The organism is Enterobacter sp. ECC-019 (assembly GCF_043974075.1).
Taxonomy (GTDB): Bacteria; Pseudomonadota; Gammaproteobacteria; order Enterobacterales; family Enterobacteriaceae; genus Enterobacter; species Enterobacter asburiae_D.
Genome location: NZ_CP143759.1, coordinates 4,288,879 through 4,306,670 on the forward strand (window position 1 = coordinate 4,288,879; position 17,792 = coordinate 4,306,670).

General features: G+C 53.7%; 20 protein-coding genes and 1 other annotated feature. Of the genes, 8 read left to right on the top strand and 12 right to left on the bottom strand.

What is annotated here, in order from left to right:
* Positions 1-400: 400 nt before the first annotated feature.
* From clpB to rluD, 3 genes are all read right to left on the bottom strand, one after another.
* Positions 401-2,974, bottom strand: a complete 2,574-nt coding sequence (clpB, locus tag V1566_RS20230) for an ATP-dependent chaperone ClpB (RefSeq protein ID WP_023308864.1) — start codon at positions 2,972-2,974, stop codon at positions 401-403.
* Between the two features lie 129 nt (positions 2,975-3,103).
* Positions 3,104-3,835 (bottom strand): purine nucleoside phosphorylase YfiH, encoded by a 732-nt coding sequence (yfiH, locus tag V1566_RS20235; RefSeq protein WP_395304450.1) that lies wholly within the window; start codon positions 3,833-3,835, stop codon positions 3,104-3,106.
* Positions 3,832-4,812 (bottom strand): 23S rRNA pseudouridine(1911/1915/1917) synthase RluD, encoded by a 981-nt coding sequence (gene rluD, locus V1566_RS20240; protein WP_023333072.1) that lies wholly within the window; start codon positions 4,810-4,812, stop codon positions 3,832-3,834. Before rluD ends, yfiH begins: the two co-directional genes overlap by 4 nt.
* Before the next feature lie 131 nt (positions 4,813-4,943).
* Here rluD and bamD point away from each other — a divergent pair, with 131 nt between their 5' ends.
* From bamD to pheA, 4 genes are all read left to right on the top strand, one after another.
* Positions 4,944-5,681, top strand: a complete 738-nt coding sequence (gene bamD / locus V1566_RS20245) for an outer membrane protein assembly factor BamD (protein ID WP_023308867.1) — start codon at positions 4,944-4,946, stop codon at positions 5,679-5,681.
* A gap of 268 nt (positions 5,682-5,949) precedes the next feature.
* Positions 5,950-6,291, top strand: coding sequence for a ribosome-associated translation inhibitor RaiA (gene raiA, locus V1566_RS20250; protein ID WP_003863162.1), 342 nt, complete (start codon positions 5,950-5,952; stop codon positions 6,289-6,291).
* 110 nt (positions 6,292-6,401) lie between these two features.
* Positions 6,402-6,527: a sequence feature (Phe leader region), on the top strand.
* Positions 6,403-6,450 carry a pheA operon leader peptide PheL gene (pheL, locus tag V1566_RS20255; protein WP_100249759.1) on the top strand — a complete coding sequence of 16 codons (48 nt, stop codon included), beginning with the start codon at positions 6,403-6,405 and terminating at the stop codon, positions 6,448-6,450. (Overlaps the previous feature by 48 nt.)
* Before the next feature lie 30 nt (positions 6,528-6,557).
* The gene (pheA, locus tag V1566_RS20260; RefSeq protein ID WP_063144128.1) at positions 6,558-7,718 is read left to right on the top strand and encodes a bifunctional chorismate mutase/prephenate dehydratase; all 1,161 of its coding nucleotides are present in this window, start codon (positions 6,558-6,560) and stop codon (positions 7,716-7,718) included.
* On the opposite strand, the gene V1566_RS20265 is transcribed toward pheA, so the two are convergent.
* Genes V1566_RS20265 through aroF form a run of 3 tightly spaced genes read right to left on the bottom strand, consistent with a single transcriptional unit; the run spans position 7,715 to position 10,850 of the window.
* A complete protein-coding gene (locus V1566_RS20265) occupies positions 7,715-8,587 on the bottom strand; it encodes an SMP-30/gluconolactonase/LRE family protein (protein WP_395304451.1) in 873 nt (290 codons plus the stop codon). The two genes, pheA and V1566_RS20265, sit on opposite strands and share 4 nt — an antisense overlap.
* A 60-nt stretch (positions 8,588-8,647) precedes the next feature.
* Positions 8,648-9,769, bottom strand: a complete 1,122-nt coding sequence (gene tyrA / locus V1566_RS20270) for a bifunctional chorismate mutase/prephenate dehydrogenase (protein WP_395304452.1) — start codon at positions 9,767-9,769, stop codon at positions 8,648-8,650.
* 10 nt (positions 9,770-9,779) lie between these two features.
* The gene (gene aroF / locus V1566_RS20275; RefSeq protein WP_395304453.1) at positions 9,780-10,850 is read right to left on the bottom strand and encodes a 3-deoxy-7-phosphoheptulonate synthase AroF; all 1,071 of its coding nucleotides are present in this window, start codon (positions 10,848-10,850) and stop codon (positions 9,780-9,782) included.
* Between the two features lie 213 nt (positions 10,851-11,063).
* Between aroF and V1566_RS20280 the strand changes: the two genes are divergently transcribed.
* The 4 genes from V1566_RS20280 to V1566_RS20295 all read left to right on the top strand — a co-directional run bounded on the left by V1566_RS20280 (position 11,064) and on the right by V1566_RS20295 (position 13,838).
* The gene (locus tag V1566_RS20280; RefSeq protein WP_395304454.1) at positions 11,064-11,438 is read left to right on the top strand and encodes a DUF2799 domain-containing protein; all 375 of its coding nucleotides are present in this window, start codon (positions 11,064-11,066) and stop codon (positions 11,436-11,438) included.
* A gap of 137 nt (positions 11,439-11,575) precedes the next feature.
* A complete protein-coding gene (locus tag V1566_RS20285; RefSeq protein WP_395304455.1) occupies positions 11,576-12,127 on the top strand; it encodes a YfiR family protein in 552 nt (183 codons plus the stop codon).
* Positions 12,120-13,340 (top strand): diguanylate cyclase DgcN, encoded by a 1,221-nt coding sequence (dgcN, locus tag V1566_RS20290; protein ID WP_395304456.1) that lies wholly within the window; start codon positions 12,120-12,122, stop codon positions 13,338-13,340. Before V1566_RS20285 ends, dgcN begins: the two co-directional genes overlap by 8 nt.
* 12 nt (positions 13,341-13,352) lie before the next feature.
* Positions 13,353-13,838 (top strand): OmpA family protein, encoded by a 486-nt coding sequence (locus V1566_RS20295; RefSeq protein ID WP_395304457.1) that lies wholly within the window; start codon positions 13,353-13,355, stop codon positions 13,836-13,838.
* Between the two features lie 2 nt (positions 13,839-13,840).
* On the opposite strand, the gene V1566_RS20300 is transcribed toward V1566_RS20295, so the two are convergent.
* The 6 genes from V1566_RS20300 to rpsP all read right to left on the bottom strand — a co-directional run bounded on the left by V1566_RS20300 (position 13,841) and on the right by rpsP (position 17,781).
* Entirely contained in the window at positions 13,841-15,211 is a 1,371-nt protein-coding gene (locus V1566_RS20300; RefSeq protein WP_395304458.1) for a PepSY-associated TM helix domain-containing protein, read from the bottom strand.
* 39 nt (positions 15,212-15,250) lie between these two features.
* On the bottom strand, positions 15,251-15,655 hold the full coding sequence (locus tag V1566_RS20305) for a DUF2946 domain-containing protein (protein WP_395304459.1): 405 nt from the start codon (positions 15,653-15,655) through the stop codon (positions 15,251-15,253).
* 132 nt (positions 15,656-15,787) lie between these two features.
* On the bottom strand, positions 15,788-16,135 hold the full coding sequence (rplS, locus tag V1566_RS20310) for a 50S ribosomal protein L19 (protein ID WP_002914145.1): 348 nt from the start codon (positions 16,133-16,135) through the stop codon (positions 15,788-15,790).
* Between the two features lie 43 nt (positions 16,136-16,178).
* The gene (trmD, locus tag V1566_RS20315; protein ID WP_008502493.1) at positions 16,179-16,946 is read right to left on the bottom strand and encodes a tRNA (guanosine(37)-N1)-methyltransferase TrmD; all 768 of its coding nucleotides are present in this window, start codon (positions 16,944-16,946) and stop codon (positions 16,179-16,181) included.
* Between the two features lie 31 nt (positions 16,947-16,977).
* On the bottom strand, positions 16,978-17,517 hold the full coding sequence (gene rimM, locus V1566_RS20320; RefSeq protein ID WP_029741020.1) for a ribosome maturation factor RimM: 540 nt from the start codon (positions 17,515-17,517) through the stop codon (positions 16,978-16,980).
* Positions 17,518-17,532: 15 nt separating this feature from the next.
* Complete coding sequence (rpsP, locus tag V1566_RS20325; RefSeq protein WP_003863133.1) at positions 17,533-17,781, bottom strand: 30S ribosomal protein S16; 249 nt, start codon at positions 17,779-17,781, stop codon at positions 17,533-17,535.
* Positions 17,782-17,792: the final 11 nt, after the last annotated feature.

Here is a 17,792-nt window from a genome sequence, read left to right on the forward strand (position 1 = left end):
TAATGAATTACGTATGTTCACTCAGAGACTTGGTATTCATTTTTCGTCTTGCGACGTTAAGAATCCATGTCACTTTGAGTGCCCACACAGATTGTCTGATAAATTGTTAAAGAGCAGTGCCGCTTCGCTTTTCGCAGCGGCGCGGGGTGTGCATATTACGCTTTCCCGCTTCAGAGTCAAGCGTTTATTTTCGCTTTTCTCTGCTGACCCGGCGGCGTGTGTGCCGTTGTTCCGTGTCAGTGGAGGCGCATTATAGGGAGTAATTCCGAACCTGCAAGGATAAAGTGAAATTTATTTACTGACTGCTCACTTTCCAGGCAAAACTAACTCCAGACCTCAATTTTCGCCTGGTTTTTAAACAAAAACGAGCCGCAAGCGGCTCGTTTTTGCGTTTTGTGACTTACTGCACTGCCACAATACGATCGTCGTTGGCTTCCAGACGAATAACTTTGCCTGGAATTAACTCTCCGGAGAGGATCTGCTGCGCCAGCGGGTTTTCGATCTGCTGCTGGATAGCACGTTTCAATGGACGCGCACCGTAAACCGGATCGTAACCATTCTCGCTCAGCAGCTTTAACGCCTCGTCGGAGATGTGAATTTCATACCCACGCTCTTCCAGACGTTTGTACAGACGCTGCAGCTGGATCTGCGCAATCGACGCAATGTGTTTCTCACCCAGAGGATGGAATACCACTACTTCATCAATACGGTTGATGAACTCAGGACGGAAGTTATGGCTCACGACACCGAGCACCAAATCCTTCATATGGCTGTAGTCCAGTTCACCGAAACGTTCCTGAATCAAATCAGAACCCAGGTTCGAGGTCATAATGACAACCGTATTACGGAAGTCGACCGTTCTCCCCTGCCCGTCGGTCAGACGACCATCGTCCAGCACCTGAAGCAGGATGTTGAACACATCCGGGTGCGCTTTTTCCACCTCATCCAGCAGGATGACGGAATAAGGACGACGGCGAACCGCTTCTGTTAGATAGCCACCTTCTTCATAACCCACATATCCCGGAGGCGCACCGACCAGACGTGAGACGGAGTGTTTCTCCATAAACTCGGACATATCGATACGCACCATCGCATCGTCGCTGTCGAACATAAAGTTAGCCAGCGCTTTACACAGCTCGGTTTTACCGACCCCCGTCGGCCCCAGGAACAGGAACGAACCAATCGGGCGGTTTGGATCGGACAGCCCCGCTCGGCTACGGCGAATAGCGTTCGATACCGCCTCAACCGCTTCGTTCTGACCAATCACCCGATTGTGGAGATCTTGCTCCATGCGCAGCAGTTTTTCACGCTCGCCTTCCAGCATGCGCGCCACCGGAATACCGGTCCAGCGAGCAAGCACTTCCGCGATTTCTGCATCCGTCACTTTATTACGTAACAGACGCATCGTTTTTCCTTCTGACTGTGTCGCTATCTCAAGCTGTTTTTCCAGTTCAGGAATTTTGCCGTACTGCAGTTCAGACATCCGCGCCAAATCGCCGACGCGACGTGCCTGCTCAATGGCAATTTTGGCCTGTTCGAGTTCAGCTTTGATGGTCTGAGTGCCGGAAAGGGATGCTTTCTCGGCTTTCCACTCTTCTTCCAGCTCAGAATACTGACGCTCTTTATCGTCCAGTTCTTCATTGAGCATATCCAGGCGTTTCTTACTGGCTTCATCAGACTCTTTCTTCAGCGCCTGCTGTTCCAGCTTGAGCTGAATGATGCGTCGGTCGAGTCGGTCCAGTTCTTCTGGTTTCGAGTCAATCTGCATACGAATGCTTGAAGCCGCTTCATCAATCAGGTCGATCGCTTTATCCGGCAGCTGACGGTCAGCGATATAACGATGAGAAAGCGTCGCCGCCGCAACGATGGCCGGGTCTGTGATCTGCACGTGGTGGTGCAGTTCATAGCGCTCTTTCAGACCACGCAGGATCGCGATGGTATCTTCAACGCTTGGCTCAGCAACAAACACTTTCTGGAAGCGACGTTCCAGCGCAGCATCTTTCTCAATGTACTGACGATATTCATCAAGCGTAGTGGCGCCGACGCAGTGAAGTTCACCGCGCGCCAGCGCAGGTTTCAGCATGTTCCCGGCATCCATCGCGCCGTCCGCTTTACCCGCACCGACCATGGTGTGCAGTTCGTCGATAAACAGGATAACGTTGCCTTCCTGTTTCGCCAGGTCGTTAAGCACGCCTTTGAGACGCTCTTCGAACTCGCCGCGGTATTTCGCACCGGCCACCAGCGCGCCCATGTCCAGCGCCAGTACGCGGCGGCCTTTCAGGCCTTCCGGCACTTCACCGTTGACGATACGCTGCGCCAACCCTTCAACAATGGCGGTTTTACCGACACCCGGTTCACCAATCAACACCGGGTTGTTCTTGGTACGACGCTGCAGTACCTGAATCGTACGGCGGATTTCTTCGTCACGGCCGATAACCGGGTCAAGTTTGCCCTGCTCAGCACGCTCGGTCAGATCGACCGTAAATTTCTTCAAAGCCTGACGTTGGTCTTCGGCTCCCTGATCGTTCACGCTTTCACCTCCGCGCATTTTCTCAATCGCCTGAGTCACATTGGCGGTGGTCGCGCCGGCAGATTTCAGCAGGTCGGTCAAGGTGCCGCGTGATTCAAGCGCCGCCAGAACAAACAGCTCTGACGAAATAAAGTTGTCCCCACGTTTTTGCGCCAGCTTGTCGCAAAGATTCAGCACGCGTACCAGATCCTGCGACGGCTGAACGTCTCCGCCGGTACCTTCTACCTGCGGCAAACGGCTCAGCGCCTGATCGATGGCAGTGCGTAACTGGCCAGCATTAATGCCAGCGGACGTTAATAAAGGACGTACCGATCCCCCTTCCTGATTCAGCAAGGCGCTCATTAAATGAAGAGGTTCGATAAATTGGTTGTCGTGCCCCAGTGCGAGGGACTGGGCATCGGCGAGAGCAAGCTGGAATTTATTAGTAAGACGATCCAGACGCATAACTCCTCCCATAACAGATCAAATTTGCTACTGGAGATTAAATGAGGTCATCCCTCAATTATTCAAGGTTAATGACCTGAATTATGTGAAAAGAAAACGGCACGTACCGGATCGTCTTGATTCTTTAGGTTATATCAGCCAAATGAAACTTGCCATACGTCCCGTGGTCTTGTCGCGGCGATAGGAGAAAAAATCACCCTTTTCGGTGAATGTGCAGCGATCGCCGCCGAAGATCTGCGACACGCCAACGTTGTTCAGTCGCTGGCGGGCGAGCTGGTAGATATCGGCCAGATATTTATCCCCCGAAGGCAGGAAGGCTTCCACCGCTTGCGGATCTTTTTCCATAAAGGCTTCGCGAACCTCTGGCCCCACTTCAAAAGCGCGAGGACCAATGGCCGGGCCAAGCCAGGCCATAATATTGGCAGGCTCATCTTTAAAGCAGGCGACTGTTTCTTCGAGCACGCCTTCACACAGACCACGCCAGCCCGCGTGTGCTGCTGCCACCTCGGTACCTGCACGGTTACAGAACAAAACCGGCAGACAATCGGCGGTCATCACGGCACAAACGGTTCCCGGAGTATTACTGTAAGAGGCATCAGCGCGTTTAGAAGCATAGGGTTCCCCCGTCAACTTCAGCACCGCGTTACCATGAACCTGTTCCAGCCAGATCGGTTTCGACGGCAAGTTCCCCGCAGCAAACAGACGCCTGCGGTTCTCTTCAACGTGTTCCAGGTTGTCGCCACAGTGCGCACCGAGGTTCAAAGACTCCCACGCGCCCTGGCTAACACCGCCAATACGGGTTGAACTACAGGCAGCCACGCCTGCAGGCAATGGCCACTCCGGGACAATCAGTTTGGTCATAACCAGTCCACTTGATCCTTATGTTCTTCGAAATCAGCACGCATGGCGTCAATAAGGTCCACCATATCCTGCGGGATAGGCGCGTGCCACTCCATCTGAATACCGGTGATAGGGTGATAAAGACGCAGCATGGTCGCGTGCAGCGCCTGACGATCGAATTTACGCAATACGCTGATGAACTCATCCGACGCGCCTTTAGGCGGACGCGGACGACCGCCGTAGACCTGATCCCCCACCAGCGGATGGGTAATGTGGGCCATATGCACGCGGATCTGGTGAGTACGCCCGGTTTCCAGACGCAGACGCAGGCGCGTATGAATACGGAAGTGTTCCATAATGCGATAGTGTGTCACCGCCGGTTTACCCATCGGATGCACCGACATATGGGTACGTTTGGTTGGGTGACGGCTGATTGGCTCTTCCACCGTTCCGCCAGAGGTCATATGCCCAATGGCTACCGCTTCATACTCGCGGGTGATTTCACGCAGCTGCAGCGATTCCACCAGACGGGTCTGAGCAGGAACGGTCTTCGCCACCACCATCAAACCGGTGGTGTCTTTATCCAGACGGTGCACGATGCCCGCGCGCGGGACATCCACGATCGGCGGATAGTAATGGAGAAGTGCGTTAAGTACCGTACCGTCAGGATTCCCCGCGCCCGGATGAACAACCAGGTCGCGCGGCTTGTTGATCACCAGAATGTCATCATCTTCATAGACGATGTCCAGTGGGATATCCTGCGGCTCGAAGCGGATTTCCTCTTCGATTTCAGCATTGATGGCGACAGCTTCCCCACCTAACACTTTCTCTTTTGGTTTGTCCCAGATCTTGCCGTTTACCAGCACGCGCTGGTCAAGGATCCATTCTTTTATGCGTGAACGCGAATAATCAGGGAACAATTCGGCCAAAGCCTGATCTAAGCGTTGACCGAGCTGATTTTCGGAGACTGTTGCGGTGAGTTCTACTCGTTGTGCCATAAACTGCTTCTTCGTTTAACGTTGGGTTTTACGGCTTTGCCGTTTAATATAGTGTGCTATTGTAGCTGGTCTTAATCGGGAGCAGGAACAGAGTTTCTCCCGGACAAACATTTGAGGAAAGTCAAAACGTCATGACGCGCATGAAATATCTGGTGGCAGCGGCCACGTTGAGCCTGGCTTTGGTGGGCTGCTCCGGTTCAAATGAACAGGTCCCTGACAATCCGCCGAATGAAATCTATGCGACTGCACAACAAAAGTTGCAGGACGGTAACTGGAAACAGGCGATAACGCAACTGGAAGCGTTGGATAATCGCTATCCATTTGGTCCGTATTCGCAGCAGGTACAGTTAGATCTCATCTATGCATACTATAAAAATGCCGATCTGCCGCTGGCTCAGGCAACCATCGATCGTTTCATGCGTCTGAACCCGACTCATCCTAACATCGACTATGTGATGTACATGCGCGGCCTCACCAACATGGCGCTGGACGACAGTGCGCTGCAGGGCTTCTTCGGCGTGGATCGTTCCGACCGTGACCCGCAGCATGCGCGTGATGCCTTCAATGACTTCTCCAAGCTGGTGCGCGGCTATCCGAACAGTCAGTACGTGACCGATGCCACCAAGCGTCTGGTGTTCCTGAAAGATCGTCTGGCGAAATATGAATACTCCGTGGCGGAATACTATACCCGCCGTGGCGCATGGGTTGCCGTGGTTAACCGCGTAGAAGGTATGCTGCGTGATTATCCGGATACTCAGGCAACGCGCGACGGCCTGAAGCTGATGGAAAACGCTTACCGTCAGATGCAGATGACCGCTCAGGCTGAAAAAGTGGCGAAAATCATCGCCGCGAACAGCAGCAACACCTGATCTTGCCTCAATGCAAAACGGCAGCCCGAAGGCTGCCGTTTTTTTATTCATTTTAGAGCGTCGCCGAAGCGCGTTAGCCTCAACACATCCAGTCAACTATGGCCCCAATTTTTGCCTTCGACAAGGTAAATCTCACCTCTTCCTGCCCTTCCTCACAAAAAAGATTCCCTGACAAAAACCGACAAAATAACGTGATCTAAATCACACATTTTGACATTAGGTCGGGTATGCTGGAATCACCAAGACGGAAAGACAAGAGGTAAAATTTATGACAATGAACATTACCAGTAAACAAATGGAAATTACTCCGGCAATCCGCCAGCACGTCGCAGACCGTCTCGCCAAACTGGATAAATGGCAAACTCATTTGATTAATCCACATATCATCCTGTCCAAGGAGCCGCAGGGTTTCATCGCTGACGCAACTATCAATACTCCAAACGGCCATCTGGTCGCCAGCGCAAAACACGAGGATATGTACACCGCTATTAACGATTTGATCAACAAGCTGGAACGGCAGCTCAATAAAGTGCAACACAAAGGTGAAGCCCGTCGCGCCGCAACATCGGTGAAAGACGCCAGCTTCGCGGAAGAAGTTGAAGAAGAGTAATCCTTTAAATTGAGTGTACCGCCAACGCGCCTTCGGGCGCGTTTTTTGTTTTTTATTGACAGGGTGAAAACAGTACGGGTACTTTAACGGTATCAATCACAGGATGACTTTATGAAACTTACGCCGTTCTTCTTCGCATTCTTTTTTACCTTCCCCTGACTGGGAGGCGTTTCGTCGTGTGATAAAGAATGCGAAGACGAACAACAAGGCCTCCCACAGCGGGAGGCCTTTTTTATTGATAACGATAAAATGAGACAGGCAACACTATGACACCGGAAAACCCGTTACTGGATCTGCGCGTAAAAATCAGCGCGCTGGACGAGAAATTACTGGCGCTGCTGGCCGAACGCCGCGCGCTCGCCGTCGAAGTGGGCAAAGCCAAGCTGGACTCCCATCGCCCGGTACGTGATATCGACCGCGAGCGCGATCTGCTGGAGCGTCTGATCCAGCTCGGTAAAGCGCATCACCTCGATGCCCACTACATCACCCGGCTGTTCCAGCTCATCATCGAAGACTCCGTTCTCACCCAGCAAGCGTTACTCCAGCAGCATCTGAATAAAACCAATCCGCACTCTGCGCGTATCGCCTTCCTCGGGCCAAAGGGCTCTTATTCTCACCTGGCCGCGCGTCAGTATGCCGCACGCCATTTCGAAGAGTTTATCGAGAGCGGCTGTGCGAAGTTTGCCGACATATTTAATCAGGTTGAGACCGGCCAGGCGGATTACGCCGTGGTGCCGATTGAGAACACCAGCTCCGGCGCTATCAACGACGTTTACGATCTGCTGCAGCACACCAGCCTGTCGCTGGTTGGCGAGCTGACGATCCCTATCGATCACTGCGTGCTGGTCTCCGGCTCAACCGACCTGAGCAAGATCGAAACGGTCTACAGTCATCCACAGCCGTTCCAGCAGTGCAGCCAGTTCCTGAACCGCTATCCGAACTGGAAAATTGAGTACACCGAAAGCACCTCGGCGGCGATGGAAAAAGTGGCGCAGGCTAACTCCCCAACCGTCGCCGCGCTCGGCAGCGAAGCGGGCGGCGCGCTGTATGGTTTACAGGTACTGGAACGCAATCTGGCAAACCAGACGCAAAACATCACCCGTTTCGTGGTGCTGGCGCGTAAAGCTATTGATGTCTCGGATCAGGTTCCGGCTAAAACCACTCTGCTCATGGCCACCGGCCAACAGGCCGGTGCGCTGGTTGAAGCCCTGCTGGTACTGCGTAACCACAACCTGATCATGACGAAGCTGGAATCACGTCCGATCCACGGAAATCCGTGGGAAGAGATGTTTTACCTTGATATCCAGGCCAACCTGGAATCTGCGTCCATGCAGAAAGCCCTGCGCGAACTGGGCGAGATCACGCGCTCCATGAAGGTGCTGGGCTGCTATCCGAGCGAGAACGTGGTCCCGGTTGACCCGGCTTAACGTTCGATAAAGCGGCTTTTCTTCATCCCTGCCACGCTCACCGGCAGGGTGAAGATGGCGCCGGAGAGCGGATACTTCACCACCTCCTCCGCATCCATATTTTCCCGCGTGGTGGTAATAAACAGCGTTTTCATGTCATCGCCGCCAAAACAGACCATCGTCGGGCAACGTACCGGCAGGCGGTATTCTTCCAGTTGCTCCCCTTGCGGAGAAAAACGCGCAATACGCCAGCCGTCAAACAGCGCGCTCCAGTAGCAGCCTTCCACATCCATGGCCGCGCCGTCCGGTATCCCTTCGCCCTCTTTAAACTGACGAAACACCTCACGCCTGCCGGGTTCGCCCTGCTCGTCAAGCGGCGTGCGGTAAATTACGCCGTTTGGCGTGTCTGAGGTAAACATCCACTGCTTATCCGGGGTAAACGCTAAACCGTTGTGCCCGTGAATATCGCACTGGATCACTTTCGGCGTCAGGTCGTTGTCGATGCGCATCAGCAACGCGCCGTTGTAATCTCCCGGCCCCCAAAACGTGCCCGCGTAGAACCGCCCCAGAGAATCGGTGCCGCCATCGTTAAAACGTGCGAGCTGCGGGTTAGAGGGGTTATCACACACCTTGCGGCGCAGCAGGCCGTGTTTATCGGTCAGCCAGATACCCGTTCGCAACGCAACGATAAAACCACCCTGCTCGCGCAGAGCAAAACAGCCCACCTCCTCATGGAAAGAGAGCACGGTGTGTTCTGCCGTCGGCAGATGGTAGCGGTGGATCTCTCCTTCCAGAATATCGGCCCAGTAGAGCGCGTGTTCTTCTGCGCTCCATGTCGGGCATTCAGGCAGATGCCCGGTGTAATTCAACAGCAGCTGCGGTTCGGCCATGACAGTTCCCCAAAATAAAAAAAGCCAGCATTGCTGGCTTTCAGTATATACATCATCGCATTACTGGCGACTGTCATTTGCCTGGCGCAACAGCGTCCGGCTCTCACTCTGGAAGCGCTGCGCGTAATCGCCAAACCAGTGTTCGACCTTGCGGAAGCTGTCAATAAACGCCTGCTTGTCTCCGTGCTCCAGCAGCGTAATGGCTTCACCAAATCGCTGATAGTAGCGCTTGATGAGCGCCAGGTTATTCTCTGAGGACATAATAATGTCCGCGTAAAGCTGCGGATCCTGAGCGAACAGGCGCCCGACCATCGCCAGCTCAAGACGATAGATAGGTGAAGAGAGTGCCAGCAGCTGTTCAAGCTGGACGTTCTCTTCCGCCAGATGCAGGCCGTAGGCAAACGTCGCAAAGTGGCGCAGCGCCTGAATGAACGCCATGTTCTGATCGTGCTCGACCGCGCTGATGCGGTGCAGTCGCGCACCCCATACCTGAATCTGCTCCAGGAACCACTGATAGGCTTCCGGCTGACGACCGTCGCAGTAAACCACCACCTGCTTAGCCAGGCTGCCGCTGTCCGGGCCAAACATCGGGTGCAGACCCAGCACCGGGCCAGTATGTGCAGCCAGCATGGCCTGCAGCGGACCATTTTTGATGGAGGCCAGATCCACCAGGATGCAATCCTTCGGTAAAGGAGGCAGCTTTTCGATGATCTGCTCCGTCACGTGGATCGGCACGCTGACGATAACCATCCCGGCATCTTTCATGAGTTCCGGGGCATGCCCCCAGTCCTCTTTTTCCAGAATGCGCACCTGATAGCCAGAAAGCGTCAGCATTTTTTCAAACAGACGCCCCATCTGCCCTGCACCGCCGACAATCACTACCGGACGCAGGGACGGACAGAGGGTTTTAAAGCCCTTGTCGTTTTCGCTGGAGTAGGATTCCCGCATCACGCGACGCAGAACATCTTCAATCAAATCCGGCGAAACGCCCAGCGCCTGGGCCTCTTTACGACGGGAGGCCAGCATTGAGGCTTCGCGCTCCGGGACGTAAATCGGCAGGCCGTATTTGCTTTTCACCTCACCGACTTCGGCAACCAGCGCCATGCGGCGCGCCAGCAGGTCCAGCAGCGCCTTATCCACTTCATCAATTTGATCGCGCAGTGCGGTCAATTCAGCAACCATAAAAAACCTCTTAAGCCAGACGCGTCGCCAGCTGGCCGTTCAAATCTTTGTGGATCTCACGCAGCAGCGCATCGGTCGTCTCCCAGCTGATGCAGGCATCCGTCACGGAGACGCCGTGCTTCATTGCGCTACGCGGTTGTTCCGATGACTGATTGCCTTCATGAATGTTGCTCTCAATCATCAGACCGATAATCGAACGGTTGCCATCTTTGATCTGTGCGATCACGGATTCCGCAACCGCAGGCTGGCGACGGTAATCTTTATTTGAATTACCATGACTGCAATCTACCATCAGTGCGGGGCGCAGTCCCGCCTGCTCCATCTCTTTTTCACACTGCGCCACGTCCGCCGGGCTGTAGTTAGGTGCTTTCCCGCCGCGCAGGATCACATGACCGTCCGGGTTGCCCTGCGTTTGCAGGAGGCAAACCTGGCCCGCCTGGTTAATACCGACGAAACGGTGCGGCATGGCGGCAGCGCGCATGGCGTTGATCGCCGTCGCCAGGCTGCCATCGGTACCGTTTTTAAAACCAACAGGCATCGACAGGCCAGACGCCATCTCGCGGTGGGTTTGCGATTCCGTTGTACGCGCACCAATCGCGGACCAGCTGAACAGATCGCCCAGGTACTGCGGGCTGTTTGGATCCAGCGCTTCGGTTGCCAGCGGCAGCCCCATGCTAACAAGCTCCACCAGCAAGCGACGCGCAATCTTCAGGCCTGCTTCCACATCAAACGAGCCATCCATGTGCGGATCGTTAATCAACCCTTTCCAGCCGACGGTAGTACGTGGCTTCTCAAAATAGACGCGCATCACCAGATAGAGGCTATCGCTGACCTCCTCCGCTAATGCTTTAAATCGACGAGCGTACTCAATGGCGGTTTCAGGATCGTGAATGGAGCACGGACCGCATACCACCAGCAGGCGCGGATCGCGGCCGGCGATAATGTCAGAAATGGTCTGGCGGGAGTGCTCGATCTGAGCCTCCTGCGCGACGCTCAGCGGAAATTCCGCTTTCAGCTGATCCGGAGTGATTAAAATCTGTTCGTCAGTGATATGTACGTTGTTCAGCGCGTCTTTTTGCATGATGGCGATCCTGTAAAGCTCGTTTGCGATAGTTGTTTTCCTCAATGAGGTGAAACCACGATACCATAAAAAGTAAACATTTCAATCCAAAATACGTACACATTAGTTTACACAAGCCAATTTATTGCAAAAAACAGCCGATAAAAACGTAAACTTTAAATTACAGACAGATTTTCTTTAGCCAGGCTATGCTGAAGAAAAAAGGAGAATGGTATGCGTTCAATTGCTCTTGTGCTGTTGTCGCTGTTTTTAACGGGCTGTCAGATCAATCCCTACACCTTTCAGCCCGACTGGACCAGCCCATCCTGGTTTGATGCCGGTAAAGAAGACGCCATGAATGGCCTGCCGGTTAAAGATAACCAGGCCCTGGCCGATAGTTTTAACGACACACACGTTGATCGTAGCGAATATCTTCGCGGCTATGCCGATGGTCAGAAGAAAGTCTGCGAAGAAGGGTTTATTCATGCCTGGGGATTAGCAGGAAAATCTTTCCCTGCCAGCTGCGATACTGCCGAAAACGCGGCAAAACTGCGTGCGTCATGGCAGAAAGGGATGGATGAAAGTATGCGTTCCAGCCGACTGAATTAAGTCATTTTTATCCACCGGAAAATAAACAACAGTAGGATTTAGCTTAGGTCGGCCTCAGGCTATTTCTGACATAATGACGGCTCTGATAAACAATGGTATTCTGCCCGCAACTCTTAAGGACATCTATTTCCGGAGCGATGTGGCGGATTCTGGTGAGAAATTTATTCTTGATCTCTTTTTTCCGACTCACTCTGGTCTTAATGCTGTTCTTTATGGTGGGCCCTGCGGCGGCAGGCACGCTTACGGAAACGGATAAATCGGTCCGCTCGATTGTCTCAGGCATTGTGAGCTATACGCGATGGCCGTCACTTTCCGGCCAGCCTAAACTCTGCGTCTACGCCACTTCTCGCTATACGCACGCCCTCAGCGGCGATGAAGGCCATAGCGAGTTACCTTATACTCCCGTTATTGTTCGTAACGATCGGGAAGCCCTGGCCGCGACGTGCGATGCGATTTATTTCGGGTCTGAATCACCGGCAAAACAACTTGAATTAATAAGTCAATATCAGGGCAGAGCATTGCTATTAATCTCAGAGCAAAATCCGGAATGCGTAATTGGCAGTGCCTTTTGCCTGATAATCGATCGCGGCCAGGTACGGTTCTCCGTCAACCTGGATGCATTGACGCGCAGTGGCGTAAGAGTCAATCCGGATGTATTAATGCTTGCCCGGAATAAGCAGCATGGATAAAGATTTCACTTCAACGCCGCGTCCGACGTTTAAAAGAACGTTAAGGCGAAACAGCATGATAAGCGTCATCATCACGATGACGTTAATATGGCTGTTGCTCTGTTTTGCTTCCGTCGTAACCTTAAAACAATACGCGCAAAAGAATCTCGAACTAACCGGCGCCACAATGAGTCACAGCCTGGAAGCCTCGCTGGTGTTCAACGATGCCCTGGCGGCCAACGAAACGCTTGCAGCCCTGGGCAAACAGGGCCAGTTTGCCCAGGCTGAGGTGATCAACGCCCATAAAAAGCGGTTTGCCTACTGGTCCTGGAACCCGGAAGATAACAACGACACGCTGGGTGCGCTAGTTAGCCGCTGGCTTTTCCCCGTACCGGTTGCGCAGCCCATCATGCATAACGGCGCAATGATCGGCGAAATTCGCCTTACCGCGCGTGACAGCCTGATCAGCCATTTCATCTGGATGTCGTTTGCCGTCCTGACCGGCTGCATTCTTTTTGCTACCGCCGTCGCGCTTGCCATTACCCAGTCTTTGCATCACGGCATGGTCACGGCTCTGCAAAACATTACCGACGTCGTGCATGACGTTCGCACTAACCGCAACTTCTCCCGCCGGGTGAAAGACGGGCGTATCGAAGAATTTCACCAGTTTGGTGAAGACTTCAACAGCCTTCTGGATGAGATGGAAGAGTGGCAACTGAAGCTCCAGGCGAAAAACGCCCAGCTGTTGCGCACCGCCATGCACGACCCGCTCACCGGTCTTGCCAACCGCGCTGCGTTTCGTAACAGCATCGCGGCCTTAATGAACGACCCTTCAGCCAAAACGAAATCGGCCCTGCTCTTCCTCGACGGTGATAATTTTAAGTTTATTAACGACACCTGGGGACACGCGGCAGGAGACTGCGTGCTAATTGAAGTCGCCAGCAGGATGATGGAGTTTGGCGACAAACGTCACCAGGCATACCGCCTTGGCGGTGACGAATTTGCCATGGTGCTGTACGGCGTGCACTCCGAACTTGAGGTTCAACACATTTGCGCTGCGCTTTCGCAGCAGTTTATCCGTCCGTTTGATCTTCATAACGGACAAAAAGCATCAATGTCACTCAGCATTGGCTTTGCTCTGGCGTGGGAAAATGCTTCCGTGGAAGCGTTACTGGAGAGGGCTGACCGCAATATGTACCAGGTGAAAAACCAGCGTACGAAAACAATAAGTTAGAAAGGATACACTATGTTAAAACGTTACTTCGCGCCGATAGTACTGGCCTCACTGGTTCTGGCAGGCTGTCAGTCGCCGCCGGCAGGCAAATTCACTCCTGAGCAAATTGCGGCGATGAAGTCTTACGGTTTTAACGAACTGAACGGTGACTGGTCTCTTGGCATGTCGGACACTATCCTGTTTGATAAAAATGACGCCAGACTGCGACCGGAAAGTGAAACGCAGATCCAATCCATGGCTTCCCGCCTGGCGGAAACCGGCCTGAACCACGCGCGAATGGACGGTCACACGGATAATTACGGTGAAGAAAGCTACAACGAAGCGCTGTCGTTAAAACGCGCCAACGCCGTGGCCGATGCCTGGGCGAAGGGGGCAAATATCCCGCGCAGCAATCTCACCACGCAGGGATTAGGTCAAAAATACCCGGTTGCGAGCAACAGTACCCCGCAAGGGCGCGCAGAAAACCGCCGCGTCGCAGTGGTGATCAGCACGCCATAGGGTTATTTAGCGGATGATTCGGCGAGCGTCAGCCTGGTTGCCGCTCGCCAGCGCAGCCAGTCCACCAGAACAAACAGCGCCAGACTCACGCCCATGACCGGCAAGGCCAGCCCCAGCAGTATGCTGATTATCACCGTAACTCCTCTTCCCCACCCTGACAGCGCCAGCCAGCTCTGACAAAGCGTCTGCACTGGATCCACGACCGATTGCGCCGGACGACGCATCCACCACATCCGGTAACCCCAGATGATCAGCACGCACAGGGCGAGACCGAACGCCACGAGCAGCAGCTGATTCGTCAGCCCGAATAAGATCCCCATGTGGAAATCCACGCCCCAGCGGGTCAGTTTTGCCATTAGCGGGAAATCTTCGAAACGGGTTCTGTCAAGGATCTGCATCGTAGAAGGATCAACCGCAACAGCGTCCACCTGGGTCGGCCAGCTGCGATCGATTTCCGTCACCGTCCAGGCGCGATCCGCCGTTTTCGCCGGGCGGATCTCCAGCCTGTTGGCATCAATCCCTGCTTTACGCGCCGCGTTTAACACCCCGTCAAACTGTGTCAAATCCATCGCCATTTCCGGCATCATCATTCCGCCGTGATGACCACGGTGTTCGGCATGTTCATCCACGATCTCATGCTGGCCGGAAAGCGTCGTGTTCACCTGCGGGGTGAGCCAGTTCATCTCAGCCCGCAGCCTGTCAACGTTCCCGCCAGCCCACTGGGACCAGGTCAGCCCGGTTGCTGAGAACAGCAGCATTCCGCCCAGCAGACTCCAGCCCAGCGTCACGTGCAGGCGACGTCGATTCTGGAAGCGATTATTGATCCGCCGTTTGGGTCGGGTATAAAACCACAGGCCAACACCGCCCAGCGCGGCAACCCACATCCAGGAGGCCGCAAGCTCGCTGTAGAGTCGCCCCACGTCGCCCAGCATCAGAGAGGTATGCAGGTAATCAATGGTCTGACGCAGCGGTAAAATCCCGCTGGTACCGTATACCGTCATATCCCCCAGCACCGCCAGGCTTACCGGATCAATAAAAATAGCCCGGTTCTCCGATGGCCCAAGCGCCGGGTCAGCAAACATCACGCGGGTGGTTTCCCCTTCAGCCAGCCCCGGCCGCACGGCGTGCAAACGCACATCTGATCCAACGTTTTTTTCCGCCACGGCAATTTGTTCCGCCAGCGGCTGCGGCACGCCCACGGAATTCGTGTGGAGCGCGTGCCGGTAGAGCGCATTCTCCAGCTGCGGGGTCGCCACATACAGCGTACCGGTCAGCGCGGCAAAGAAGATAAACGGGCCGACAAACAGCCCAACGTAGAAATGGAGGCGACGCAGCAGGTTTCCCCATGCCGCGCGCGGAGTGCAGGTAGTCATACTTTTCCTTTTTAAGGCAGTAAGTTATCGATTTATTTTTTAAAGGGAAAAAGCAGACTGCCGCGGCGGCGCGCGGGTATCAGGATAAAGCCAGGGGAAAAAGTGCCAGCGGCTGACCGCCTGGCGCGGCGGTTTAACGCGAAGCCTCTGCAGCATCACGCTGAGCAGGACGATCAGCGCCAGTATCATGCCAGGGACGTGTGCTAACAGCACGCAGTAGCCGCACGCTTCCGCATGGTCAACAGGCATGGAATGCTGCATATCGCCGTGATGGTCATCCATCGACATCATGCTCATATCATGATGCATGCCCGGCATGGAGCTCATGGGATCTTTTTGCAGCAAGACAGAGATAAGCGGCGCGACCACGATCAGCAGGATCGCGAACAGCGCGGTCAGTGCCGCTGCGCGTTTCCCATTATGCTGATGCAGTACGTTATCCACTTACCCTCCGGTGAAGAGGCAAGCATTGTAAATGATTTATGTCAAAAGGGTTAACGTGAGAAATGCTCAGGGATAAAAAAAGGGCCAGCCTTTCGGCCAGCCCTTTCTAACAGGATGTCGCTTAAGCGAATCTTAGTTCAGACGCTCTTTAATACGAGCAGACTTACCAGTACGCTCACGCAGGTAGTACAGTTTAGCTTTACGTACAGCACCACGACGTTTAACAGCAATGCTGTCAACTACCGGAGAGTGAGTCTGGAAGACACGCTCAACGCCTTCGCCGTTGGAAATTTTACGAACAGTGAATGCAGAGTGCAGACCGCGGTTACGAATAGCGATAACCACGCCCTCGAATGCCTGCAGACGTTTTTTGGAACCTTCAACAACCCATACTTTCACTTCCACGGTGTCACCTGGACGGAAGGAAGGTACGTCCTGCTTCATCTGCTCTTGTTCAAGTTGCTTAATAATGTTGCTCATAATTTAATCTCTTATCCTGGGTAAACTGATATTCGGGAGCGTATTACGCATTCCCATCATGTTCATGCTGCTGTTGCGCGTGTTCAGTTTTGAACTCGGCCAGCAACTTTGCTTGCTCTTCAGTCAGAGCCAGGTTTTCCAGAAGTTCAGGTCTTCTAAGCCAGGTTCGGCCCAGCGACTGCTTCAAACGCCAGCGACGTATCTCGGCATGGTTTCCAGACAGTAACACTGCCGGTACTTCCATCCCTTCTAACACTTCAGGACGAGTATAGTGTGGACAGTCCAGCAACCCGTCGGCAAAGGAATCTTCCGTTGCCGAAGCTTCATGGCCCAGAACACCCGGAATGAACCGGGCGACGGAATCAATCAGCGTCATTGCGGGTAACTCACCACCGCTGAGAACGTAATCGCCGATAGACCATTCTTCGTCAATCTCGGTTTGAATTACGCGCTCATCTATCCCTTCGTAGCGCCCACAGACCAGAATCAGCTTTTGATTCGTCGCCAGTTCGCTCACGCCCGCTTGATCAAGCTTGCGTCCCTGAGGTGACAGATAAATCACCTTTGCGCCTTCACCTGCCGCGGCTTTTGCTGTGTGAATGGCGTCCCGTAAGGGTTGCACCATCATTAGCATCCCCGGTCCGCCGCCGTAAGGACGATCGTCCACGGTACGGTGCCGGTCATGAGTAAAGTCACGAGGACTCCAGCTCTGGATGCTCAGCAGGCCATTCTTTACTGCCCGGCCAGTTACCCCGTAATCGGTAATCGCGCGGAACATTTCAGGAAACAGGCTAATTATGCCAATCCACATAGCGCCGTCTTTTACCGTTTATCCGGAGAATTTAAAAACCAGGATCCCAATCTACTTCAATGGTTTGAGTAGTGAGATCGACTTTCTTGATAACCTGTCCATCGAGGAACGGAACCAACCGCTCCTTGATGCCAAATGCATCTTTCAGGTTTGCCTTAATGACAAGAACGTCATTTGACCCGGTTTCCATCATATCGATGACTTTCCCCAGGCTGTAGCCTTCGGTAGTGACTACCTGGCAACCCATAAGGTCTTTCCAGTAGTAGTCGCCCTCTTCCAGCTGTGGCAACTGCGACGAATCCACGACAATTTCACAATTAGTCAGCGCATTCGCGGCATCACGATCGTCAACGCCTTTCAGCTTGATGATGATGTCCTGATTGTGGTGACGCCAGCTTTCCAGCTCGACCTCTTCCCACTTACCGCCTTTCTGGATAAACCAGGGCTGGTAATCAAAAATGCTATCAGCGTCTTCAGTGGAGGAAAACACTCTGAGCCAACCACGGATACCGTAGCAAGAACCCATTTTTCCCAATACGATCGGTTCAACAGGTGCTTTATTGCTCATCATGACCACCGTGACAGATTAAGCTGCTTTGTTTGCTGCTTTGATCAGCGTAGCAACGCGATCGGAAACAGTAGCGCCCTGGCCAACCCAGTGAGCGATACGATCCAGATCCAGACGAGTTTCTTCTTCTGCGCCAGCGGCCAGTGGGTTGAAGAAACCAACGCGCTCGATGAAGCGACCGTTGCGTGCATTACGGCTGTCAGTCACAACAACCTGGTAGAACGGACGCTTTTTAGCGCCGTGACGAGCTAAACGAATAGTAACCATAACATCCTCTT